A 15,872-nucleotide genomic window follows, 5' to 3' on the forward strand; every position below is an offset into this window, starting at 1 on the left:
CCAGGCTTCATGTGCATTGCGCACCGGCCCAGGCAACCGTTGAACCCACCGCGCGCCGCGCGGTACCCCGTGCAAGGAGCCTGTCATGTCGTTCCGTTCTTCCTTCCGTCTCACCACTTTGGCCGCCGGCCTGCTGCTGGCTGTCGCCGGCAATGCGCAACCGGTGTTCGACCAGCCCGTCAGTGTGTTCAAGGGCGAAGTCGTTTCGCGCGGTGAGAACGTCGTGCCCGGCAGCACTGCCGAGGTGATTGGCCGGGATTTCGTCCCGGGCCAACAGGTCAGCCTGCTGCGCGGCGAGACCGTGCTCAACGGCCAGCCGTTGATCGTCGATGCTGACGGCAACTTCAAGACCCAGCTGCAGATCCCCGCCGACGCCGTGCCGGGTACCCACCCGGTAGTGGTGCGTGCCAGCCAGCCGGCCGCCGCGACGGTGCTCAAGCTGCGCGTGTCGCCGCAGCTGCCGCTGTCGGGCCAGGAACGCTTTGCCACCCAGTCCAACAAGCTGGTGCAGGGCCTGTACCAGTCCGCCTACAGCGCGGCCAGCAATGCGGTGTTCGTCACCTCCGCGGTCGGCCGTCCGCCGGTCACCCAGTCGCAGCTGCTGAAGCTGGACCCGACCTCGCTGAAGGTGGTCAAGGCGATCACGCCGGCACAGGTGCCCGATGCCAAGGGTGGCAGCGTGTTCGCGGTGTACGGCGTGGGCGTGGACGATGTGAACGGCAATGTGTGGGTGACCAACACGCGCCAGGATACGGTGGCGGTGTATCGCCAGTCCGACCTGTCGCTGGTGCACCAGTTCCCGGTGGGCGCGGTGCCGCATGCGCGTGACGTGGTGGTGGATGCCAGGCACGGCAAGGTCTTTGCATCTGCCGGCGGGGAGGACCACCTGTCGGTGTTTGATGCTAAAACCCTCAAGCCGCTGGAACCGATCGTGCTGGCGTCGGGTGTGGATGACGGCAAGTTCGTCCCGATGAGCCTGGTGCTGGATGAGGCCAGCGGCAAGCTGTTCACCGTCAGCATCAGCACGCCCGAAGCGGCGGTGATCGATGTGGCCAGCGGCAAGGTCGACAAGGTGATCGATCTCGGCAACGCGATCAGTGCCTCCGGGGTGGCCTATGACGCCCGGCAGAACCGGTTGTATGTGGCCTCGCAGGGCACCGACAACCTGCTGATCGTCGATGTGGCATCGGGCAAGGTGGTGCACGACGTGGCCGTGGGTGCCGGTGCGCTCAATGTCGCCTTCGATCCGAAGGCCGGCCTGGCCTATGTCACCAGCCGGGGTGCCGGTACGGTCACCGTGGTCGATCGCAGCGGCAAGGTGGTGGCCAACCTCGATGGGGGCACGTTCCCCAACCACGTCCGTGCCGATGGCAAGGGCAACGTGTTTGCGGTGAACAAGTCGCGCGGCGTCGACGATGCCAAGGGCGACCACATCACCCGTATCGCACTGCGCAAGCAGTAAGTCATGGGGCGGGGCGGCCGCCGGCCGTCCTGCCGAAGGAGCAAGTGATGAAATCGATGTATTCCCTGCCGCGGGTGCCGTTGTCGCTGGCACTGGTGGTTGCGCTTGCCGCGTGCAGCGGACCGGCCGCGCCTCCGGCGGCCGATGCTGCCCCGGCGGAACACCCGGCCGCTTCGGCAGCGGCCCCCCAGCCGCTCCCGGCTGGCTGGGTGCGTTTGGATGGCGGTGCGTTGCCGGCGATGATCGGGCAGGTGCCGGTGCTGCCGGCAAGCGTGCGCTCCGACGATGGCGCGCAGGTCGAGGTGGATGACACCGCCCGGATCGTGGTCGGTGGCGATGACGTGATTGCGGTGATCGATGCGCTTGGTCTCGGCAGTCAGGTCTTTGCCGCACCCAAGAACACCACCACCGATTCCGGACGCGCCGCGCCGCACCAGTTTCTGTTCAACCGCACCACCGGGGTAGAGGGTGTGCTGAGCCTGAAGGGCTCCCTGTTCCTGGGCAACAGCCTCCGCCGCCACACCGAACTGGCGCAGAAGCTGCGCGCCGTCGGCGAGCCGGCGGTGGTGGTCGACGATCTGCAGCCGGCCCCGGACAAGGTGCGCAAGATCGCCGCTGCGCTGGGCCTGGCCGATGCGGGCCGGCAGCTGGCCGCGCAGGTCCAGCAGCAGCTGGATGAAGCAGAAGCGATCGGCAAGGCCAGTGGCCGTGCGCCACGCGTCATCCATGTCTCGGCGACCGGGGCCGGCGGCTCACCGACCGTGGCCGGCACCGACAGTGCGTCGGCCAAGCTGATCGCCCTCGCCGGCGGGCTCAACATCGGGACCGAAGCGGGCGTGGCCAATTACTCCGCATTGAGCAACGAGGGTGTGGTGGCGGCGGCACCGGAGGTGATCCTGGTCACCGAGCATGACCTGGCGCTGTTCGGTGGTGCGGACGGCCTGTGGAAGGCCTATCCCACCCTCAAGCAGACCCCGGCCGGCCAGGCCAACCGGGTCTGGGTGATGCCGGATGTGCAGCTCAAATACGCCAGCGTCGGCTCCGGCGTGGGTGCGCTTGCGTTGGCAAAGGCGTTGGCGGCGCTGCCGCCGGCATGAGCCCGGCGGATCGTCGCCGCCGCCGCGGGCGCGGCATGTTGTTGCTGGCCGCGGCGGTGCTGTTGGTGGCGGTGCTGGCTTCGTTCGCGGTCGGCCCGTTGCGCTTGCCGCCGATGGATGTACTGCAGGCCATCGGCGCGAAGCTGGGCCTGGTCGATCCGCAGTTGGTGAGCCGCCGCGACATGGCGGTGGTCTGGCAACTGCGCATTCCGCGCGCGCTGCTCGGCGCGATGGTGGGTGCGGCATTGGCGATGGCCGGTGCCAGCCTGCAGGGCCTGTTTGGCAATCCTCTCGCCGACCCGGGCATCGTCGGGGTCAGCCAGGGCGCCGCGCTGGGCGCGGTCGCGGCGATCGTACTGGGTGCGGCCGGCGCCGCCGGCTGGATCGTGCCGGTGGCCGCATTCGTGGGCGGCGGCTTGGCCATCAGCCTGACCTATGCGTTGGCACGGCCGGGCCGGGGCAGTGGCAATGCGACGCTGCTGCTGGTCGGCATTGCGATGGCGGCGTTCTGTTCGGCGGTGATCGGCTTCCTTACCTACATCGCCAGCGAAAGCGAACTGCAGTCGCTGGTGTTCTGGCAGATGGGCTCGCTTGCCCGTGCCAGCTGGGCCGACGTAGCCGCGGTAGCACCGTTGTTTGCGATCGGGGTGTTTGCCCTGCAGCGCCTGTCCACGCCGTTGGACATGCTGGCGCTCGGCGAACGGCAGGCCCAGCATCTTGGCCTGGACGTGCCGCGTACCCGGCGCCGGCTGGTGGCGTTCAGCGCACTGCTGGTCGGGGCGGCTGTCGCCTTCGCCGGCTCGGTGGCCTTTGTCGGCCTGGTGGTGCCGCACGTGGCACGCATGCTGGTTGGCCCGGGCCATCGCTGGTTGCTGCCGTTGTCGGGCGTGCTGGGCGCGGTGTTGATCGTGGTGGCCGATACCGCCGCCCGTACGCTGGACCCGCCCGCGGAAATCCCGTTGGGATTGTTCTCGGCGGCACTGGGCGCCCCGTTCTTCCTGTGGCTGGTGCTGCAGCAGCGCCGCAAGGACTCGCCATGACGCCCTTGTTGCGCCTGCGCGGGGTGATCGTGCGCCGCCAGCAGCGCGAGATCCTGCATGGCATCGAACTGGATTTCATGGCCGGCACGGTGACCGCGCTGGTCGGTCCGAACGGGGCCGGCAAATCGACCCTGCTTGCGGTTGCTGCCGGCGACCTGCAGGCCGATGCCGGCGAGGTGCTGCTGCAGGGCAGGGCGCTGGCCGGGTACAAGACCGGGCCGCTGGCGCGGCAGCGCGCGGTGATGCCGCAGGAGCACGGTGTGCGCTTCGCCTTCAGCGTGGAGGAAGTGGTGGCGATGGGGCGTCTGCCGCATCCGCCGGATCCGGCGCTGGACGATACGCACGTGGAGCGCGCGATCAGTGCGGCCGAACTGCAGGCATTGCGTCAGTGCGAGGTACAGCAGTTGTCCGGAGGGGAATCGGCGCGCACCACGTTCGCGCGTGTACTGGCCCAACAGACGCCCTTGTTGTTGCTGGATGAGCCAACGGCGGCGCTGGACCTGCGCCACCAGGAGCGCACGCTGCGCTCGGTGCGCGCCCTCGCCGATGCGGGCGCGTGCGTGATCGTGGTGCTGCACGACCTCAACCTGGCGGCCGGGCATGCGGACCGGATCGTGCTGCTGGAGCACGGCACGGTGGCTGCCGATGGCACGCCGGCAGAGGTGTTGACCGAAGCCACCCTCGGCCGCGTCTACCAGCAGCCGGTCATCGTGTTGCAGCATCCGCAGCGCGGCGTGCCACTGGTGGTGGTAGCCGACACCGCGTAGGGCCGGGCTCGGCCCGGCCGCATTTACCAGCCGAACCTCGCCGTGGCCATCACCGTGCGCCCGCTGCCGTAGTAGCACGACGACACCCCGGTGCAGGTGGACACGAAACGCTTGTCGGCCAGGTTGCTGGCATTGAGCGCCAACTGCACCGAGGTACTGCCGATCTGGCCAAGGTCATAGCGGATCGCCGCATCGAACAGGGTGTAGGCGCCGATCCGGTACAGGTTGGCGCTGTCGCCGTAGCTGACACCGTTGTAGCGCGCACCCGCGGCCAGGCTGATGCCGCGCAACGCGCCGGCCTGGAAGGTGTAGTCGGCCCAGAACGAGGCGCTGTAGTCGGGCACCATCGCCAGTGCCTTGCCGCGATAGGGCGTGGAACGGGTCATTTCCGAGTCCATGCGCGATGCCGCGCCGATCAGGCTGAAGCCCTCGATCGGGGTGATCCGGCCTTCCAGTTCGATCCCGCGCACGCGGCCTTCATCGCCCTGCACCGAGCAGGTGGCCGTGCCGGTGGCGCCGCAGTTGCGGTGGCTGGCCACCGGATCGTCAACGATCATGTTCTGCTGGCGCAGGTCATAGACCGACAACGTCACCAGCCCGTCCACCGTGGCCGGCTGGTATTTCAGCCCGGCTTCCCATTGCGAACCGGTGACGGGCTCGAACGCGGTGTGGGTGAAGCTGTCCAGCGGCGAGCGGGTCGAGGGCTGGAACGATTCGGCATAGCTCACATAGGGGGTGAGGCCGTTGTCGAACACGTACAGCACGCCGGCGCGACCGGTGAAGGCGTCGCTCTTGATCACGCTGCGGCCGCCGGGCGTGGAGATGCCGGTGGCGATGTTGCGGTTGGCGCTGCTGCTGTCGTCCTTGGTCCAGTCGTAGCGGCCGCCCAGGGTCAGCCGCCAGTTGCCCAGCGCCATCTGGTCCTGCAGGTACACGCCGCTCTGGCGGTTGACGCCGGCGGTCGGGGTTTCCGTACTGACGGTGGGGACGTAGTTTGAGTAGACCGGGTTGAAGATGTCGATCGGGCGCGGGCTGCTCATCGCGCTGCGCACGCCTTCCCAGTCGGCACGCTGCCAGTCCCAGCCCAGTAGTACGGTGTGGTCGACCGCACCGGTGGCGAAGCGGGCCTGCAGGCGGGTGTCGAAGGTGTCGCCGTCCGAGTCGCCGGTGCCCTGCACGCCGCGACGGTTCTGGGTGCGGCCGTCGGCATTGAGCGCACCAAAGGTGACCACGCCGCGGTACAGCGAATCCACATGGGTGCGGCGCGCGCTCTGGGTGAGCGTGAGGTGGTCGTTGAACTGGTGTTCGAACATCCAGCCGGCCGTCCACAGCGTGCGATCGAAGGTATTCCAGCCGGGCTCGCCGATGAAGGTGCTGTTCTTCATGTGGCCGTAGGGTGTTGCGTTGAGCGTGCCGGCCGCCGGCAGGAACTGGTAGGTCGAGCCACCGTCGTCCTTCTGGTACATGCCGAGCAGGGTCAGGCGGGTGTGTTCGGCGATCTGCCAGGTGTAGCTGGGCGCCAGGAACCAGTGCTGCTGCTGGGTGTGCTTGATCTGGGTGTCGCCGTCGCGATACAGCCCGACCAGTCGCAGCAGATGGGCGTTGTCCGCGCTGCCGGTGCCCACGTCGAAGGCGGCGTTGTATTGGCCGTTGGCGTCCACGCCCAGACGCAGTTGTTGCTGCTGGCCCGGGGTGGGGGTCTTGCTGACCTGGTTGACCATGCCGCCGGGCGCCACCTGGCCGTACATGACTGCCGACGGCCCCTTGAGCACTTCCACGCGTTCCAGGTTCCAGCTGTCGAACATGCTGCGGTTCCACTGGCTGCCCTGCGGCGCACGCATGCCGTCAAGGGTGACATTGTTGGCCCAGCTGCCCGCGTCGAAGCCGCGGATGCGGAAGTCGTCCACGCGGTTGTCGATGCCGCTGCTTTCCAGGCTGACGCCGGCCACGTAGCGCATGGCGTCATTGAGCGACTGCACGCCGCGCGCATCCAGTTCGGCGCGCTCGATCACCGACACGGACTGGGGCGTTTCGGCGATGCTGGTGCTGGTCTTGGTGGCGCCACTGATGCTGTTGGCGGCGCGATAGGCGTTGACCTGGACCGCATCCAGCGCGGTGGCCTGCTGCGCGGTTGCGTCGTAGGACAGCGTGGTGGCCGCCAGGGTGCAGGCCAGGGACAGCAGGGTGCGGCGCAGCCTGTAGGGAAGGGGGGCAGGAGAATGCATGGCGCGGCTCGGGACGGATGGGGGCGAATGCCTGGCCGGTGGTGATGGGCAACACTGCGGACGTTGATTCCAATCCAGGCAACGGGGAATCTGCACGCCATTTTAACCGGTTTGCGCGCTGATGCAATTGCAACCCATTCGCATATCCGTGGTTGCGACATCCGGTCGCAGCGGGCCACGGGGCCGACCCGCCCACGTATCATGCGCGGCCCTGTTCGACGTCGACCTCCATCGACGCGCTTCCGCAAAGGAGTGATCGCATGACCCACACCCCCATCCGCATCGCGCTTGCCACCGGGCTCCTTGGTCTGGCCGGCGCCGCCATGGCCGGCACGTTGAGCACCGTGTCGCTGAACAAGGCCGCCTCGGAGGCCGCCAGCATCGATGTGCAGCACCTGCCGGGCAACGGTGCCGAGATCTCGTCCATGCAGACCCGGCATTTCGCCGACGGCGACCAGCTGACCACCTGGGCCGACGGTGGGGTGATGATGCTGTGCCGCAAGGTGGGCTACATCAAGGTGCCCGCCGACAAAGCGGACATGGCCGCGCTGCCGCTGGAGCAGCGGCAGATGCTGGTGTACGCGGCGGTGATGGGCAGCGTGGGCGGCGTGATGCAGGTGATGCAATGGACCGGCGAGAACGTGGCGGTGGCCGACGACGGCAGCGAAACCACGCGCAGCGCCGAATCCAACTGGGCCTACGGTGTGGAGCGCGCCGAGGTGACCACCCAGCGCATGCCCGACGGTGCGTTGCGGGTGCGTGCTCACAAGACCGCCACGGAAGAATCCACGCCGCGCTCCGGGCCTGGCGACAGCTTCAGCACCGACGCCGACCGTGACGCACGGATTGCCGAGCTGCCGGCCGTGGGCAGCTGGATGGAGGTGCTGATCGGCACGCAGCCGAAGGCGGCCCGCATCGATCCGGCGTTCTCCCTCACCGGTTGGGTGTCCTCGGGCGACGGGCACGCCGCCACCGTGGGCGAGGCGCGGGCGGCGGCGGGCTGCAAGGACTGAGGCGTGCATAGTGCCGTTGTTCTGTTGTTGGTCGATCCATCGCTGGATGGATGTCAGTGTTCTGCCGTTGTGGTGTAAAAGCCCTTGCTGCCGGCCTGCACAGGTCTACAATGGCGCCATTCCTTCCGGGCCACCCCGATGCGTTCGCAACCGCTCCTGACGTTTTTTACCCAGACCCGCGCAAGCGTGGAACGGGCGCGTCTGCCCTGCGGCTCATCCGGCGGCTGATCGATACCCGATCCCCCTGAACGACCCAGACAGAGCGACCTACCGGGCGCTCTTTTCGTTTCCGCGCTTCACTTCCTTCCCTGCTACAGAACACCGCAAAGGAGAACGTGCCATGCACCTGATCGCCGAGCCCCAAACCTGGCCGCACGCCCGTTAGCCAACGGCGGCGTGCGGCTCTTCGATGTTGGCGACGAGAGCACTCATCATGAACACCCATACGCATACCCATACCCTTTCCCATCGGCGCAACCTGGGCATCATTGCCCACATCGACGCCGGCAAGACCACCCTCACCGAACGCCTGCTGTGGAAGACCGGCGAGATCCGCCGTGTCGGCGAAGTCCACGATGGCGCGGCCACCACCGACTTCTCGGCGATCGAGCGCGAGCGCGGCATCACCATTGGCGCCGCTGCCGTACAGGCGCATTGGGCGCCGCGTGGCGGTGCGGACCATCGCCTGACCCTGATCGACACACCCGGCCACATCGATTTCGCGATCGAAGTGGAGCGTTCGCTGCGTGTGCTCGATGGCGCGGTAGCGGTGTTCTCGGCCGTCGATGGCGTGCAGCCGCAATCGGAAACCGTCTGGCACCAGGCGCGCCGTCATGGCGTGCCGCTGATCGCCTACGCCAACAAGATGGACCGTGTCGGTGCTTCGTTCGAACGCGTGCTCAGCCAACTGCAGGACAAGCTGCAGGCGCGTCCGTGGGCGCTGGGGTGGCCGCTGGGCAGTGAAAGCCAGTTCCACGGCTGGGTCGACTTCATCGACCAGCAGATCGTGGAGTGGGACGACGCCGGCACGCCGACGCGTCGCGACTGGAGCGCGGCCGAGCAGGCGCAATGGCAGCCGCGGCGACAGGCGTTGATCGAGGCCGTTGCCGACCACGATGACGGCCTGGCCGAGGCGTGGCTGGAGGGACGGGCGATCGATGCCGATACGTTGCGTGCGGCGCTGCGCCGGGCAACGCTGGCCGGTTCCGGCGTGCCGGTGCTGGCCGGCGCGGCCTTCAAGAGCAAGGGCATCGACACGTTGCTGGATGCGATCGTCGACTTCCTGCCCTCGCCACTGGATCGACCGGCGGTGGTTGCCAGCGCTGGCGACGTGGAGGTGCTGTTGCCGCCGGACCCGAGTGGCCCGCTGGCGGCGCTGCTGTTCAAGATCACCCACCAGAGCCACGCCGCACTGAGTTTCCTGCGGGTGTACTCGGGCACTTTGAAGGTGGGTGACCACGTGGCTAGTTCGCAGCACGCACAGGGGCGAAGGATCGGCCGGCTGGTGCGGGTGCAGGCCGACCAGACCCACGACATCACCGAAGCGGTGGCCGGCGATATCGTGGCGGTGATCGGCTGGAAGGATGCGGTGAGCGGTGAGACGCTCAGCGCGCCGTCGGCGCCGCTGCTGCTCGATGCCATCCAGGCGCAGCATGCGGTGCTGGCGTGGCGGTTGAGTGCGGAAAAGGCCGCCGACCTGATCCGCATGAGCCAGGGCCTGTCGAGCCTGGCGCAGGAGGACCCTTCGTTCCGTGTCGAGGCCGATGCGGTGACTGGGGAGACGTTGATCTGGGGCATGGGCGAGCTGCACCTGGAGGTGATGGTCGAGCGCCTGCGCAGTGAGTGGAATGTGGCGGTGCGGACCGGTGCGCCGCGTGTGGCCTACCAGGAAACCCCGGCACAGGTCGTGAAGGGCGTGGAAGGCAAGGTGGCCAAACAGACCGGTGGCCAGGGTCAGTTCGCCCGGGTGCTGATCGACGTGGCGCCCACCGACGATGGGGCGATCCGCTTCGTCGACCGCACGGTCGGCGGGGTGATTCCCAAGGCGTTCGTGGCGGCGGTGGAGAAGGGGGTGCGCGCGGCGTTGCAGGAAGGGCCGCGTGGACACCCGGTGGTCGGGATCGAAGTGACCCTGAGCGATGGCCAGACCCACGCCAAGGACTCCTCGGAAATGGCCTTCCACCGCGCCGGTAGCGAGGCGGTCAAGGCCGCGTTGGCGAAGGCGGGCACGCGCCTGCTGGAGCCGGTGATGGAGGTGGCCATCCACGCGCCGTCGGGCAATGTCGGCGATGTGGTCGGCGACCTCAATCGCCGCAATGGGCGGGTGGCCTCGATCGAGGACCACGGGGCCCAGGTGGAGGTGCTGGGCTATGCGCCGCTGGCGCGGCTGGCCGGCTACACCACCTCGCTGCGCTCGCTGACCCAGGGGCGCGCCTCCAGTGACATGCGCTTCAACGGTTACGAGGAAGTGCAGGCCGCCTGAAGCACCGCACCGACCGCACGATGGGAAGGTGATCGCAAGCCGCGTGGGTGATTGCGGGCAGGGTAGGTGCCGACCGTTGGTCGGCACGGGGGGAGCCGGGCAACCGGCTCCCTTTTTTTGTACGCTGGGTAACGCCACGCAGAACGTATGCAGCGGCTTGCCCACCACCTGTAGCGCCGACCGTTGGTCGGCTGCCGTCCTGCCGGGATCACGCGCAGCCGACCAACGGTCGGCGCTACGGGCCAGGCTTGCTGCCGGTACACTACGCAGCTGGGCTGCGCCATTGCCGCGGCCCATTACCTGATGACTGGAGCCACTGATGACCACCGCCCATTTCTATCCGATCGGCACCCCCGGCCAACCCTGGGGCGAGGCCGAGCGCGCGCAATGGCGGGCCGGTCAGCAGCGCCGGCGCAGCTATCACGAAGACGTGGTGGCGGCACTTGAGCGCCTCAATGAGCGCTTCGATGTAGTCCAGTACGGTCAACTGGATTACGCGCCGGATCATTACCCGCTGTTTGCCGTGATCAACCATGACTGGGACCCGGGACTGCCCACCGCGCTGGTTACCGGTGGCGTGCACGGCTACGAGACCAGTGGCGTGCATGGCGCGCTGCAGTTCCTGGATGAGCAGGCCGAGGCATACGCCGGCCGCATCAACCTGATCGTGGCACCGTGCGTGAGCCCGTGGGGCTATGAGCGCATCCAGCGCTGGAACCCGGCCGCGATCGATCCCAACCGCAGCTTCCGTGATGGCGGCCAGATCGAAGAAGCCGCATCCTTGATGCGTTGGATCGCCGCTCGCGGTGATACGTTGCGGGTACACCTGGACCTGCACGAAACCACCGACAGCGACCTGCAGGAATTCGATCCGGCCCGCTGCGCGCGCGATGGCAAGGCACTGGTGCCGGACATCATTCCCGACGGCTTCTATGTGATCGGCAACAGCGAAGACCCGCAGCCGGCGTTCCAGCAGGCGCTGATTGCGGCCGTGGAGAAGATCACCCATATCGCCCCGGCCGATGCCAAGGGCGAACTGATCGGCATGCCGTTGCAGTCCAAAGGTGTGGTGTGGGGCGAGTCGCGTTCGATTGGTGCCTGCGCCGGGTTCACCGACGCACGTTATGCCACTACCACCGAGGTTTACCCGGACAGTCCGCGGACCAACCCGCAGCAATGCAATGACGCGCAGGTAGCGGCGGTGTGTGCCGGGCTGGACTTCGCGCTGGCCGGGTAAGGCCTGGCGTCACGGGTTGACGGCAGCCGGGTAGAACCCGGCTCTACCGGGCGGGTTGACGGCCTTGGCAACCGGGCGCACTCTTGGCTGGCACATGTTTTCGCACGTTGTTGATCGCGTGACCTGACCCACAGGGAGAATCATGACCGCCGCCACCTCCATGCAATCCCCAGCGGACACCCCGCCGCGTTCCACGTTGTGGCGGGTGTTCTGGCTGTACGGGGTCATTCCCAGCAACCTGTTGTGGGCCCTCGCGCTCTGGGCCATGACCCGGCAGAACACGCCGCTGGTGCTGGGCCTGTTCGCGCTGCTGCTGTTGTTCACCGGCTGGATCATTCCCGCGGTGTGGCGGGCCGCGCCGACCGCCAACACCCCCAACCTGGGCCTGGCCGCACGCGGGCTGACCGTGGCCTGGGGGCTGAACACCCTGCTGTTGGTGTTCTTCCTGACCCTGCAACGGGTGGCTCAGTAAAACTGGACAGGCTCACCGGCGCGGTCGAAGGCGGCGAAGTGGTTGACCTGGCCGTTGTTGATTGCATTGACCATCAACCGCAGCGGTTGCGCGGCCTCGTCGCTGGAGGGGGCCACGCCGCCGCGTCCGTCGAGCGCGGCCACGAACACCAGGTCCCAGTCGATGCCGGTGCTTCCGGATTCACGGTCCAGTGCCTGGAACGACGCTACCTCGCCGGGTAGTTTGTCCACGCACAGCACCGGCCCGAGGGTGCCGCCTTCACGCCGCTGGTGGCGTTCACGCTGCGCAGCGGTAGGGGAGTCGGGCAGGTCGGTGCGGACAAACACGAACAGCAATCGTTGGGGTTCGGCCTGGTGCGCCGCGGCGTCCAGCAGCTGGGAAAAGTCGCTCAACATCATGGTTGTCTTCACGTTGTCCAACCGGGGAAGCTGCATGCTGCCACAACCGCGCCGCATCGAATTGATTTAAGTCATCTCGTTCAAACTGCCTGCGACGTAGGCTGGCTCACATCGATAAGCGCGCGGCTGCCCGCCGCGCCCGGAGGAGTGAACAGGTGGAGGTGCAAGGGGGTACGGCCATGAATGCACTGACCGACGGCTTTGGCCGGCGTTTCCCGTACCTGCGCCTGTCGTTGACCGAAGCCTGCAACTTCCGCTGCAGCTATTGCCTGCCCGACGGCTATCAGGCCGACGGGCGACCCACCTTCCTGGCGGTGGACGAGATCGAACGCCTGGTGCGGGCGTTTGCTACGCTGGGCATGCACAAGATCCGCCTCACCGGCGGCGAACCCAGCCTGCGCAAGGACCTGGACCAGATCATTGCCACCGTCGCGGCGGTGCCCGGTATCCGCAAGGTGGCCATCACCACCAATGGCACGTTGCTGCCGCGGCGCCTGCCGAACTGGCACGCGGCCGGGCTGACCGCACTCAACGTGAGCATGGACAGCCTGCGCCGCGATCGCTTCCATGCCATTACCGGGCATGACCGCCTGCCGGAAATCCTGGAAGGACTGGCGATGGCCCAGCAGCTGGGCATGCAGTCGATCAAGCTCAACGCGGTGCTGCTGCGCGGTGCCAACGACGACGAATTGCCGCAGTGGATGGACTTCCTGCGCGATCGCCCGATCAGCGTGCGCTTCATCGAACTGATGCGCACCGGCGACAACCAGGCCTATTTTGAACGGCACCACCTGCGCGCCGACGTGCTGGTGGCGCAGTTGACGGCCGCGGGCTGGAGCGCATGCCCACGCGCCGACGATGCGGGCCCGGCGCGCGAGTATGCGCATCCGGACCATCGCGGCCGGATCGGCATCATCGCGCCGTACTCGAAGGATTTCTGCCGTGGCTGCAACCGCCTGCGCGTCACCGCGCGCGGTGACCTGCGGCTGTGCCTGTTCGGCGACTTCGGCGTGGCCCTGCGCCCGCTGCTGCAACACGATAGCGACCGCGACGCCTTGCTGGCGCGGGTCACCACACAGCTCGGGCTCAAGGCCGCCGGGCATGGATTGCACCAGGGCCAGACCGGGTTGACCCCGCACCTGGCCTCGATCGGAGGATGAGCATAGACATGAGTGGCGAGATGGCAGCGGCGTTCCATATGGCCGATGTGCGCGACAAGCGCATCACCCGGCGGCGTGCGGTGGCGGTAGGCGAGCTGCTGGCCGGGCCGGTGGCCTACCCGATGATCGTCGAGCGTCGCCTGCCCAAGGGCGACGCGCTGGTCATGGCCGAGGTGGCTGGGTTGCAGGGCGCGAAGATGGCCTCGGCGCTGATGCCGTTGTGCCATCCGTTGCCGCTGGAGCTGGTGCGCGTGCATTGCGCGCCGGTACCCGAACGCCAGGCGATCCGGGTGTGGTGCGAATGCGCCAGCGAAGCCCGCACCGGGGTGGAGATGGAAGCGCTGGCGGGCGTCAATGCCGCGCTGCTGACCCTGTACGACCTGAGCAAACCGGTGGAGCCGGCGCTGGAGATCGGCGCGATCCGCCTGTTGTTCAAGGAAGGCGGCAAGCGCGGCCTGTGGCAGCACCCGCAGGGCATGACCGATGAAGAGCGTGCGCGATTCCAGCCGCGTCCGCCGCGCAGCCTGCAAGGCGCGCGCTGTGCGGTGGTCACCTTGAGCGACCGCGCCAGCCTGGGTGCGTACGACGACCGTTCCGGGCCGCGTCTGGTCGAAGGTTTGCAGGCGCTGGGCGGGGAGATCGATGCGGCGCAGGTCCTGCCCGATGGCATCGAACCGCTGGCCAGCCACCTGCGCGACCTCGCCAACAGCGGCGTGCGCCTGTGCCTGTGTACCGGCGGCACTGGCCTGGGCCCGCGCGACCTGACCCCCGAAGCGCTGCAGTCGCTGGGGGGGCGGCGTGTGGAGGGGCTGGCGCAGATGGTGCGCAGTCTCAGTGGCCAGCACACCCCGATGGCCTGGTTGAGCCGTGCCGAGGTGGTGCAACTGCAGGACATGCTGGTGGTTGCGTTGCCCGGCAGCCCGCGCGCCGCCGCGCAGTGCCTGGACATCCTGGTGCCGGTACTGGGCCACGCGCTGGCCATGATCGACGGCGGTGACCATCGATGATCAGCTATGCACAGGCATTGGAGACGCTGCTGGCCAACAGCCAGGCGCTTCCCGGCGAATGCATTGCCGCCGACATGGCCGCAGGGCGCGTGCTGGCCGAGCCGGTGGACAGCCCGCAGTGCCTGCCGCCGTTCGACAACGCAGCGATGGACGGCTTCGGGCTGCGTTGCGCGGGGGTTGAGCGGGCTGCGGGGGCCGAGTTGACGGTACAGGGGTGGCAGGCCGCAGGCGATGTGGCGGTCGACGGCGGGCCGGGCGTCTGGGAAATCATGACCGGCGCACGCATGCCCGAGGGCCTGGACAGCGTGGTGCCGATCGAGAATGTGGAGATTCTTGCGCAGGCGGAGGGACGCCCGCAGCGGATCCGCCTGTTGCAGGCGGTCAAGCCGGGCCAGCATGTGCGCCTGCGTGGGCAGGATGTGCGCAGTGGCGAGCCGGTGCTGGCCGCCGGCACGACGCTGGGCATCAACGAACAGATGCTGCTGCACGCCATCGGCGTGGGCGAGGTGCAGGTGCGGGCGCGGCCGCGGGTGGCGGTGATCGCCACCGGCAAAGAGCTGGTCAGTGACCCGGCGCACACGCTGGAATCGGGCCAGATCCGTGACAGCAACCGGCCCTACCTGGTGGGGCGGCTGCAGGCCGCCGGCGCCGAGGTGGTGTGGCAGGGCGTGGTCGGCGACGATGTGGCCGCCTTCAACCACGCGCTCGACACCGCGTTGGCTGCCGGCGCGCAGCTGGTGATCAGCACCGGTGCGGTGTCGATGGGGCGCTACGATTTCATTCCCGACGCACTGCGCGTGCGCGGTGCCGACATCCTGTTCCACAAGGTGGCCATCCGCCCGGGCAAGCCGCTGTTGTTCGCGCGGCTGGCCGAGGGCGCGCTGTATTTCGGGCTGCCGGGCAATCCGGTGTCGGCTGCGGTGGGGCAGCGGTTCTTTGTCGAACCGCTGCTGCGGCGTCTGCTCGGGCTGCCACCCGAACAGACCCTGCAATTGCCCTTGCACGCCGATGTGCGCAAGCCGCCGGGGATGCGTTTCCACGCGCGCGCGCAGGTGCAGCTGGATGACCAGGGGCGCTTGAGTGCGCGGGTGTTGTCCGGGCAGGAGTCGTTCCGGCTGATGTCGATGCTGCAGGCCAATGCCTGGGTGGTGCTGGACGGCGAGGGCGACCTGGCCAGCGCCGGCAGCCCCGTACAGGTTCAAGGCTGGGGGCACCGCGACCCGGTGCAACTGGCCGCACAGGAGCACGCACGATGAAAATGCAGGTGCAGTTGTTCGGGGCCTTCTCGGACCTGGTGCCCGGCCGCACGCTGGAGCTGGACGTGGCGGGGGAGCGCATCGCCGACCTGCGCCAGGCATTGCGCGAGCTGCTGCCGCAGCGTTGGCCGCAGTTCCGTGCCGGGTTGCTGGATTACTCCGCCTTCGCCGACCACGAACGCGTGCTGCGCGACCACGAGCCGTTGCCCCTCGATGGCATGGTGGCGATCCTGCCACCGGTCAGTGGGGGATGAAC

At 68.1% G+C, this 15,872-nt stretch carries 14 protein-coding genes; 12 read left to right on the top strand and 2 right to left on the bottom strand.

Translation table 11 applies throughout. The features are described 5' to 3' along the window. Positions 1-85 precede the first annotated feature (85 nt). The 4 genes from AC3IR9_RS09705 to AC3IR9_RS09720 are packed head-to-tail and all read left to right on the top strand — an operon-like array spanning position 86 to position 4,366. Positions 86-1,462, top strand: a complete 1,377-nt coding sequence (locus AC3IR9_RS09705; RefSeq protein ID WP_489295522.1) for a Vgb family protein — start codon at positions 86-88, stop codon at positions 1,460-1,462. 47 nt (positions 1,463-1,509) lie between these two features. After that, positions 1,510-2,559, top strand: a complete 1,050-nt coding sequence (locus AC3IR9_RS09710) for a heme/hemin ABC transporter substrate-binding protein (protein WP_489295523.1) — start codon at positions 1,510-1,512, stop codon at positions 2,557-2,559. Beyond that, positions 2,556-3,599: a FecCD family ABC transporter permease gene (locus tag AC3IR9_RS09715; RefSeq protein WP_489295524.1), complete on the top strand. Its 1,044-nt coding sequence runs from the start codon at positions 2,556-2,558 to the stop codon at positions 3,597-3,599. Before AC3IR9_RS09710 ends, AC3IR9_RS09715 begins: the two co-directional genes overlap by 4 nt. Then, positions 3,596-4,366 carry a heme ABC transporter ATP-binding protein gene (locus AC3IR9_RS09720; protein ID WP_489295525.1) on the top strand — a complete coding sequence of 257 codons (771 nt, stop codon included), beginning with the start codon at positions 3,596-3,598 and terminating at the stop codon, positions 4,364-4,366. Before AC3IR9_RS09715 ends, AC3IR9_RS09720 begins: the two co-directional genes overlap by 4 nt. Positions 4,367-4,389: 23 nt before the next feature. Here AC3IR9_RS09720 and AC3IR9_RS09725 read toward each other — a convergent pair whose 3' ends face one another. Then, positions 4,390-6,591, bottom strand: a complete 2,202-nt coding sequence (locus AC3IR9_RS09725) for a TonB-dependent siderophore receptor (protein ID WP_489295526.1) — start codon at positions 6,589-6,591, stop codon at positions 4,390-4,392. A gap of 260 nt (positions 6,592-6,851) precedes the next feature. On the opposite strand from AC3IR9_RS09725, the gene AC3IR9_RS09730 reads away from it, so the two are divergent. From AC3IR9_RS09730 to AC3IR9_RS09745, 4 genes are all read left to right on the top strand, one after another. Further along, on the top strand, positions 6,852-7,604 hold the full coding sequence (locus tag AC3IR9_RS09730; protein ID WP_489295527.1) for a hypothetical protein: 753 nt from the start codon (positions 6,852-6,854) through the stop codon (positions 7,602-7,604). Positions 7,605-8,037: 433 nt separating this feature from the next. Further along, complete coding sequence (fusA, locus tag AC3IR9_RS09735; RefSeq protein WP_489295528.1) at positions 8,038-10,086, top strand: elongation factor G; 2,049 nt, start codon at positions 8,038-8,040, stop codon at positions 10,084-10,086. A gap of 319 nt (positions 10,087-10,405) precedes the next feature. Continuing rightward, complete coding sequence (locus tag AC3IR9_RS09740) at positions 10,406-11,323, top strand: M14 family metallopeptidase (RefSeq protein ID WP_489295529.1); 918 nt, start codon at positions 10,406-10,408, stop codon at positions 11,321-11,323. Positions 11,324-11,465: 142 nt separating this feature from the next. Beyond that, positions 11,466-11,795, top strand: a complete 330-nt coding sequence (locus AC3IR9_RS09745; protein WP_489295530.1) for a hypothetical protein — start codon at positions 11,466-11,468, stop codon at positions 11,793-11,795. On the opposite strand, the gene AC3IR9_RS09750 is transcribed toward AC3IR9_RS09745, so the two are convergent. Continuing rightward, the gene (locus AC3IR9_RS09750) at positions 11,789-12,193 is read right to left on the bottom strand and encodes a ribonucleotide reductase subunit alpha (RefSeq protein ID WP_489295777.1); all 405 of its coding nucleotides are present in this window, start codon (positions 12,191-12,193) and stop codon (positions 11,789-11,791) included. The two genes, AC3IR9_RS09745 and AC3IR9_RS09750, sit on opposite strands and share 7 nt — an antisense overlap. Positions 12,194-12,372: 179 nt before the next feature. Between AC3IR9_RS09750 and moaA the strand changes: the two genes are divergently transcribed. The 4 genes from moaA to AC3IR9_RS09770 are packed head-to-tail and all read left to right on the top strand — an operon-like array spanning position 12,373 to position 15,870. Beyond that, complete coding sequence (gene moaA / locus AC3IR9_RS09755) at positions 12,373-13,353, top strand: GTP 3',8-cyclase MoaA (RefSeq protein WP_489295531.1); 981 nt, start codon at positions 12,373-12,375, stop codon at positions 13,351-13,353. 8 nt (positions 13,354-13,361) lie between these two features. After that, a complete protein-coding gene (moaCB, locus tag AC3IR9_RS09760; RefSeq protein WP_489295778.1) occupies positions 13,362-14,360 on the top strand; it encodes a bifunctional molybdenum cofactor biosynthesis protein MoaC/MoaB in 999 nt (332 codons plus the stop codon). Beyond that, a complete protein-coding gene (locus tag AC3IR9_RS09765) occupies positions 14,357-15,616 on the top strand; it encodes a molybdopterin molybdotransferase MoeA (RefSeq protein WP_489295532.1) in 1,260 nt (419 codons plus the stop codon). The genes moaCB and AC3IR9_RS09765 overlap by 4 nt, the downstream gene beginning before the upstream one ends. Then, a complete protein-coding gene (locus AC3IR9_RS09770) occupies positions 15,613-15,870 on the top strand; it encodes a MoaD/ThiS family protein (RefSeq protein ID WP_489295533.1) in 258 nt (85 codons plus the stop codon). The genes AC3IR9_RS09765 and AC3IR9_RS09770 overlap by 4 nt, the downstream gene beginning before the upstream one ends. Positions 15,871-15,872 lie beyond the last annotated feature (2 nt).

This window comes from Stenotrophomonas sp. GL_101 (assembly GCF_057835675.1).

Coding starts and splice junctions, on each gene's coding strand:
- AC3IR9_RS09765 (WP_489295532.1), top strand. CDS start 14,357: ATGATCAGCTATGCACAGGCATTGGAGACGCTGCTGGCCAACAGCCAG.
- AC3IR9_RS09730 (WP_489295527.1), top strand. CDS start 6,852: ATGACCCACACCCCCATCCGCATCGCGCTTGCCACCGGGCTCCTTGGT.
- AC3IR9_RS09720 (WP_489295525.1), top strand. CDS start 3,596: ATGACGCCCTTGTTGCGCCTGCGCGGGGTGATCGTGCGCCGCCAGCAG.
- moaA (WP_489295531.1), top strand. CDS start 12,373: ATGAATGCACTGACCGACGGCTTTGGCCGGCGTTTCCCGTACCTGCGC.
- moaCB (WP_489295778.1), top strand. CDS start 13,362: ATGAGTGGCGAGATGGCAGCGGCGTTCCATATGGCCGATGTGCGCGAC.
- AC3IR9_RS09725 (WP_489295526.1), bottom strand. CDS start 6,591: ATGCATTCTCCTGCCCCCCTTCCCTACAGGCTGCGCCGCACCCTGCTG.
- AC3IR9_RS09715 (WP_489295524.1), top strand. CDS start 2,556: ATGAGCCCGGCGGATCGTCGCCGCCGCCGCGGGCGCGGCATGTTGTTG.
- AC3IR9_RS09770 (WP_489295533.1), top strand. CDS start 15,613: ATGAAAATGCAGGTGCAGTTGTTCGGGGCCTTCTCGGACCTGGTGCCC.
- AC3IR9_RS09745 (WP_489295530.1), top strand. CDS start 11,466: ATGACCGCCGCCACCTCCATGCAATCCCCAGCGGACACCCCGCCGCGT.
- AC3IR9_RS09750 (WP_489295777.1), bottom strand. CDS start 12,193: ATGATGTTGAGCGACTTTTCCCAGCTGCTGGACGCCGCGGCGCACCAG.
- AC3IR9_RS09740 (WP_489295529.1), top strand. CDS start 10,406: ATGACCACCGCCCATTTCTATCCGATCGGCACCCCCGGCCAACCCTGG.
- fusA (WP_489295528.1), top strand. CDS start 8,038: ATGAACACCCATACGCATACCCATACCCTTTCCCATCGGCGCAACCTG.
- AC3IR9_RS09710 (WP_489295523.1), top strand. CDS start 1,510: ATGAAATCGATGTATTCCCTGCCGCGGGTGCCGTTGTCGCTGGCACTG.
- AC3IR9_RS09705 (WP_489295522.1), top strand. CDS start 86: ATGTCGTTCCGTTCTTCCTTCCGTCTCACCACTTTGGCCGCCGGCCTG.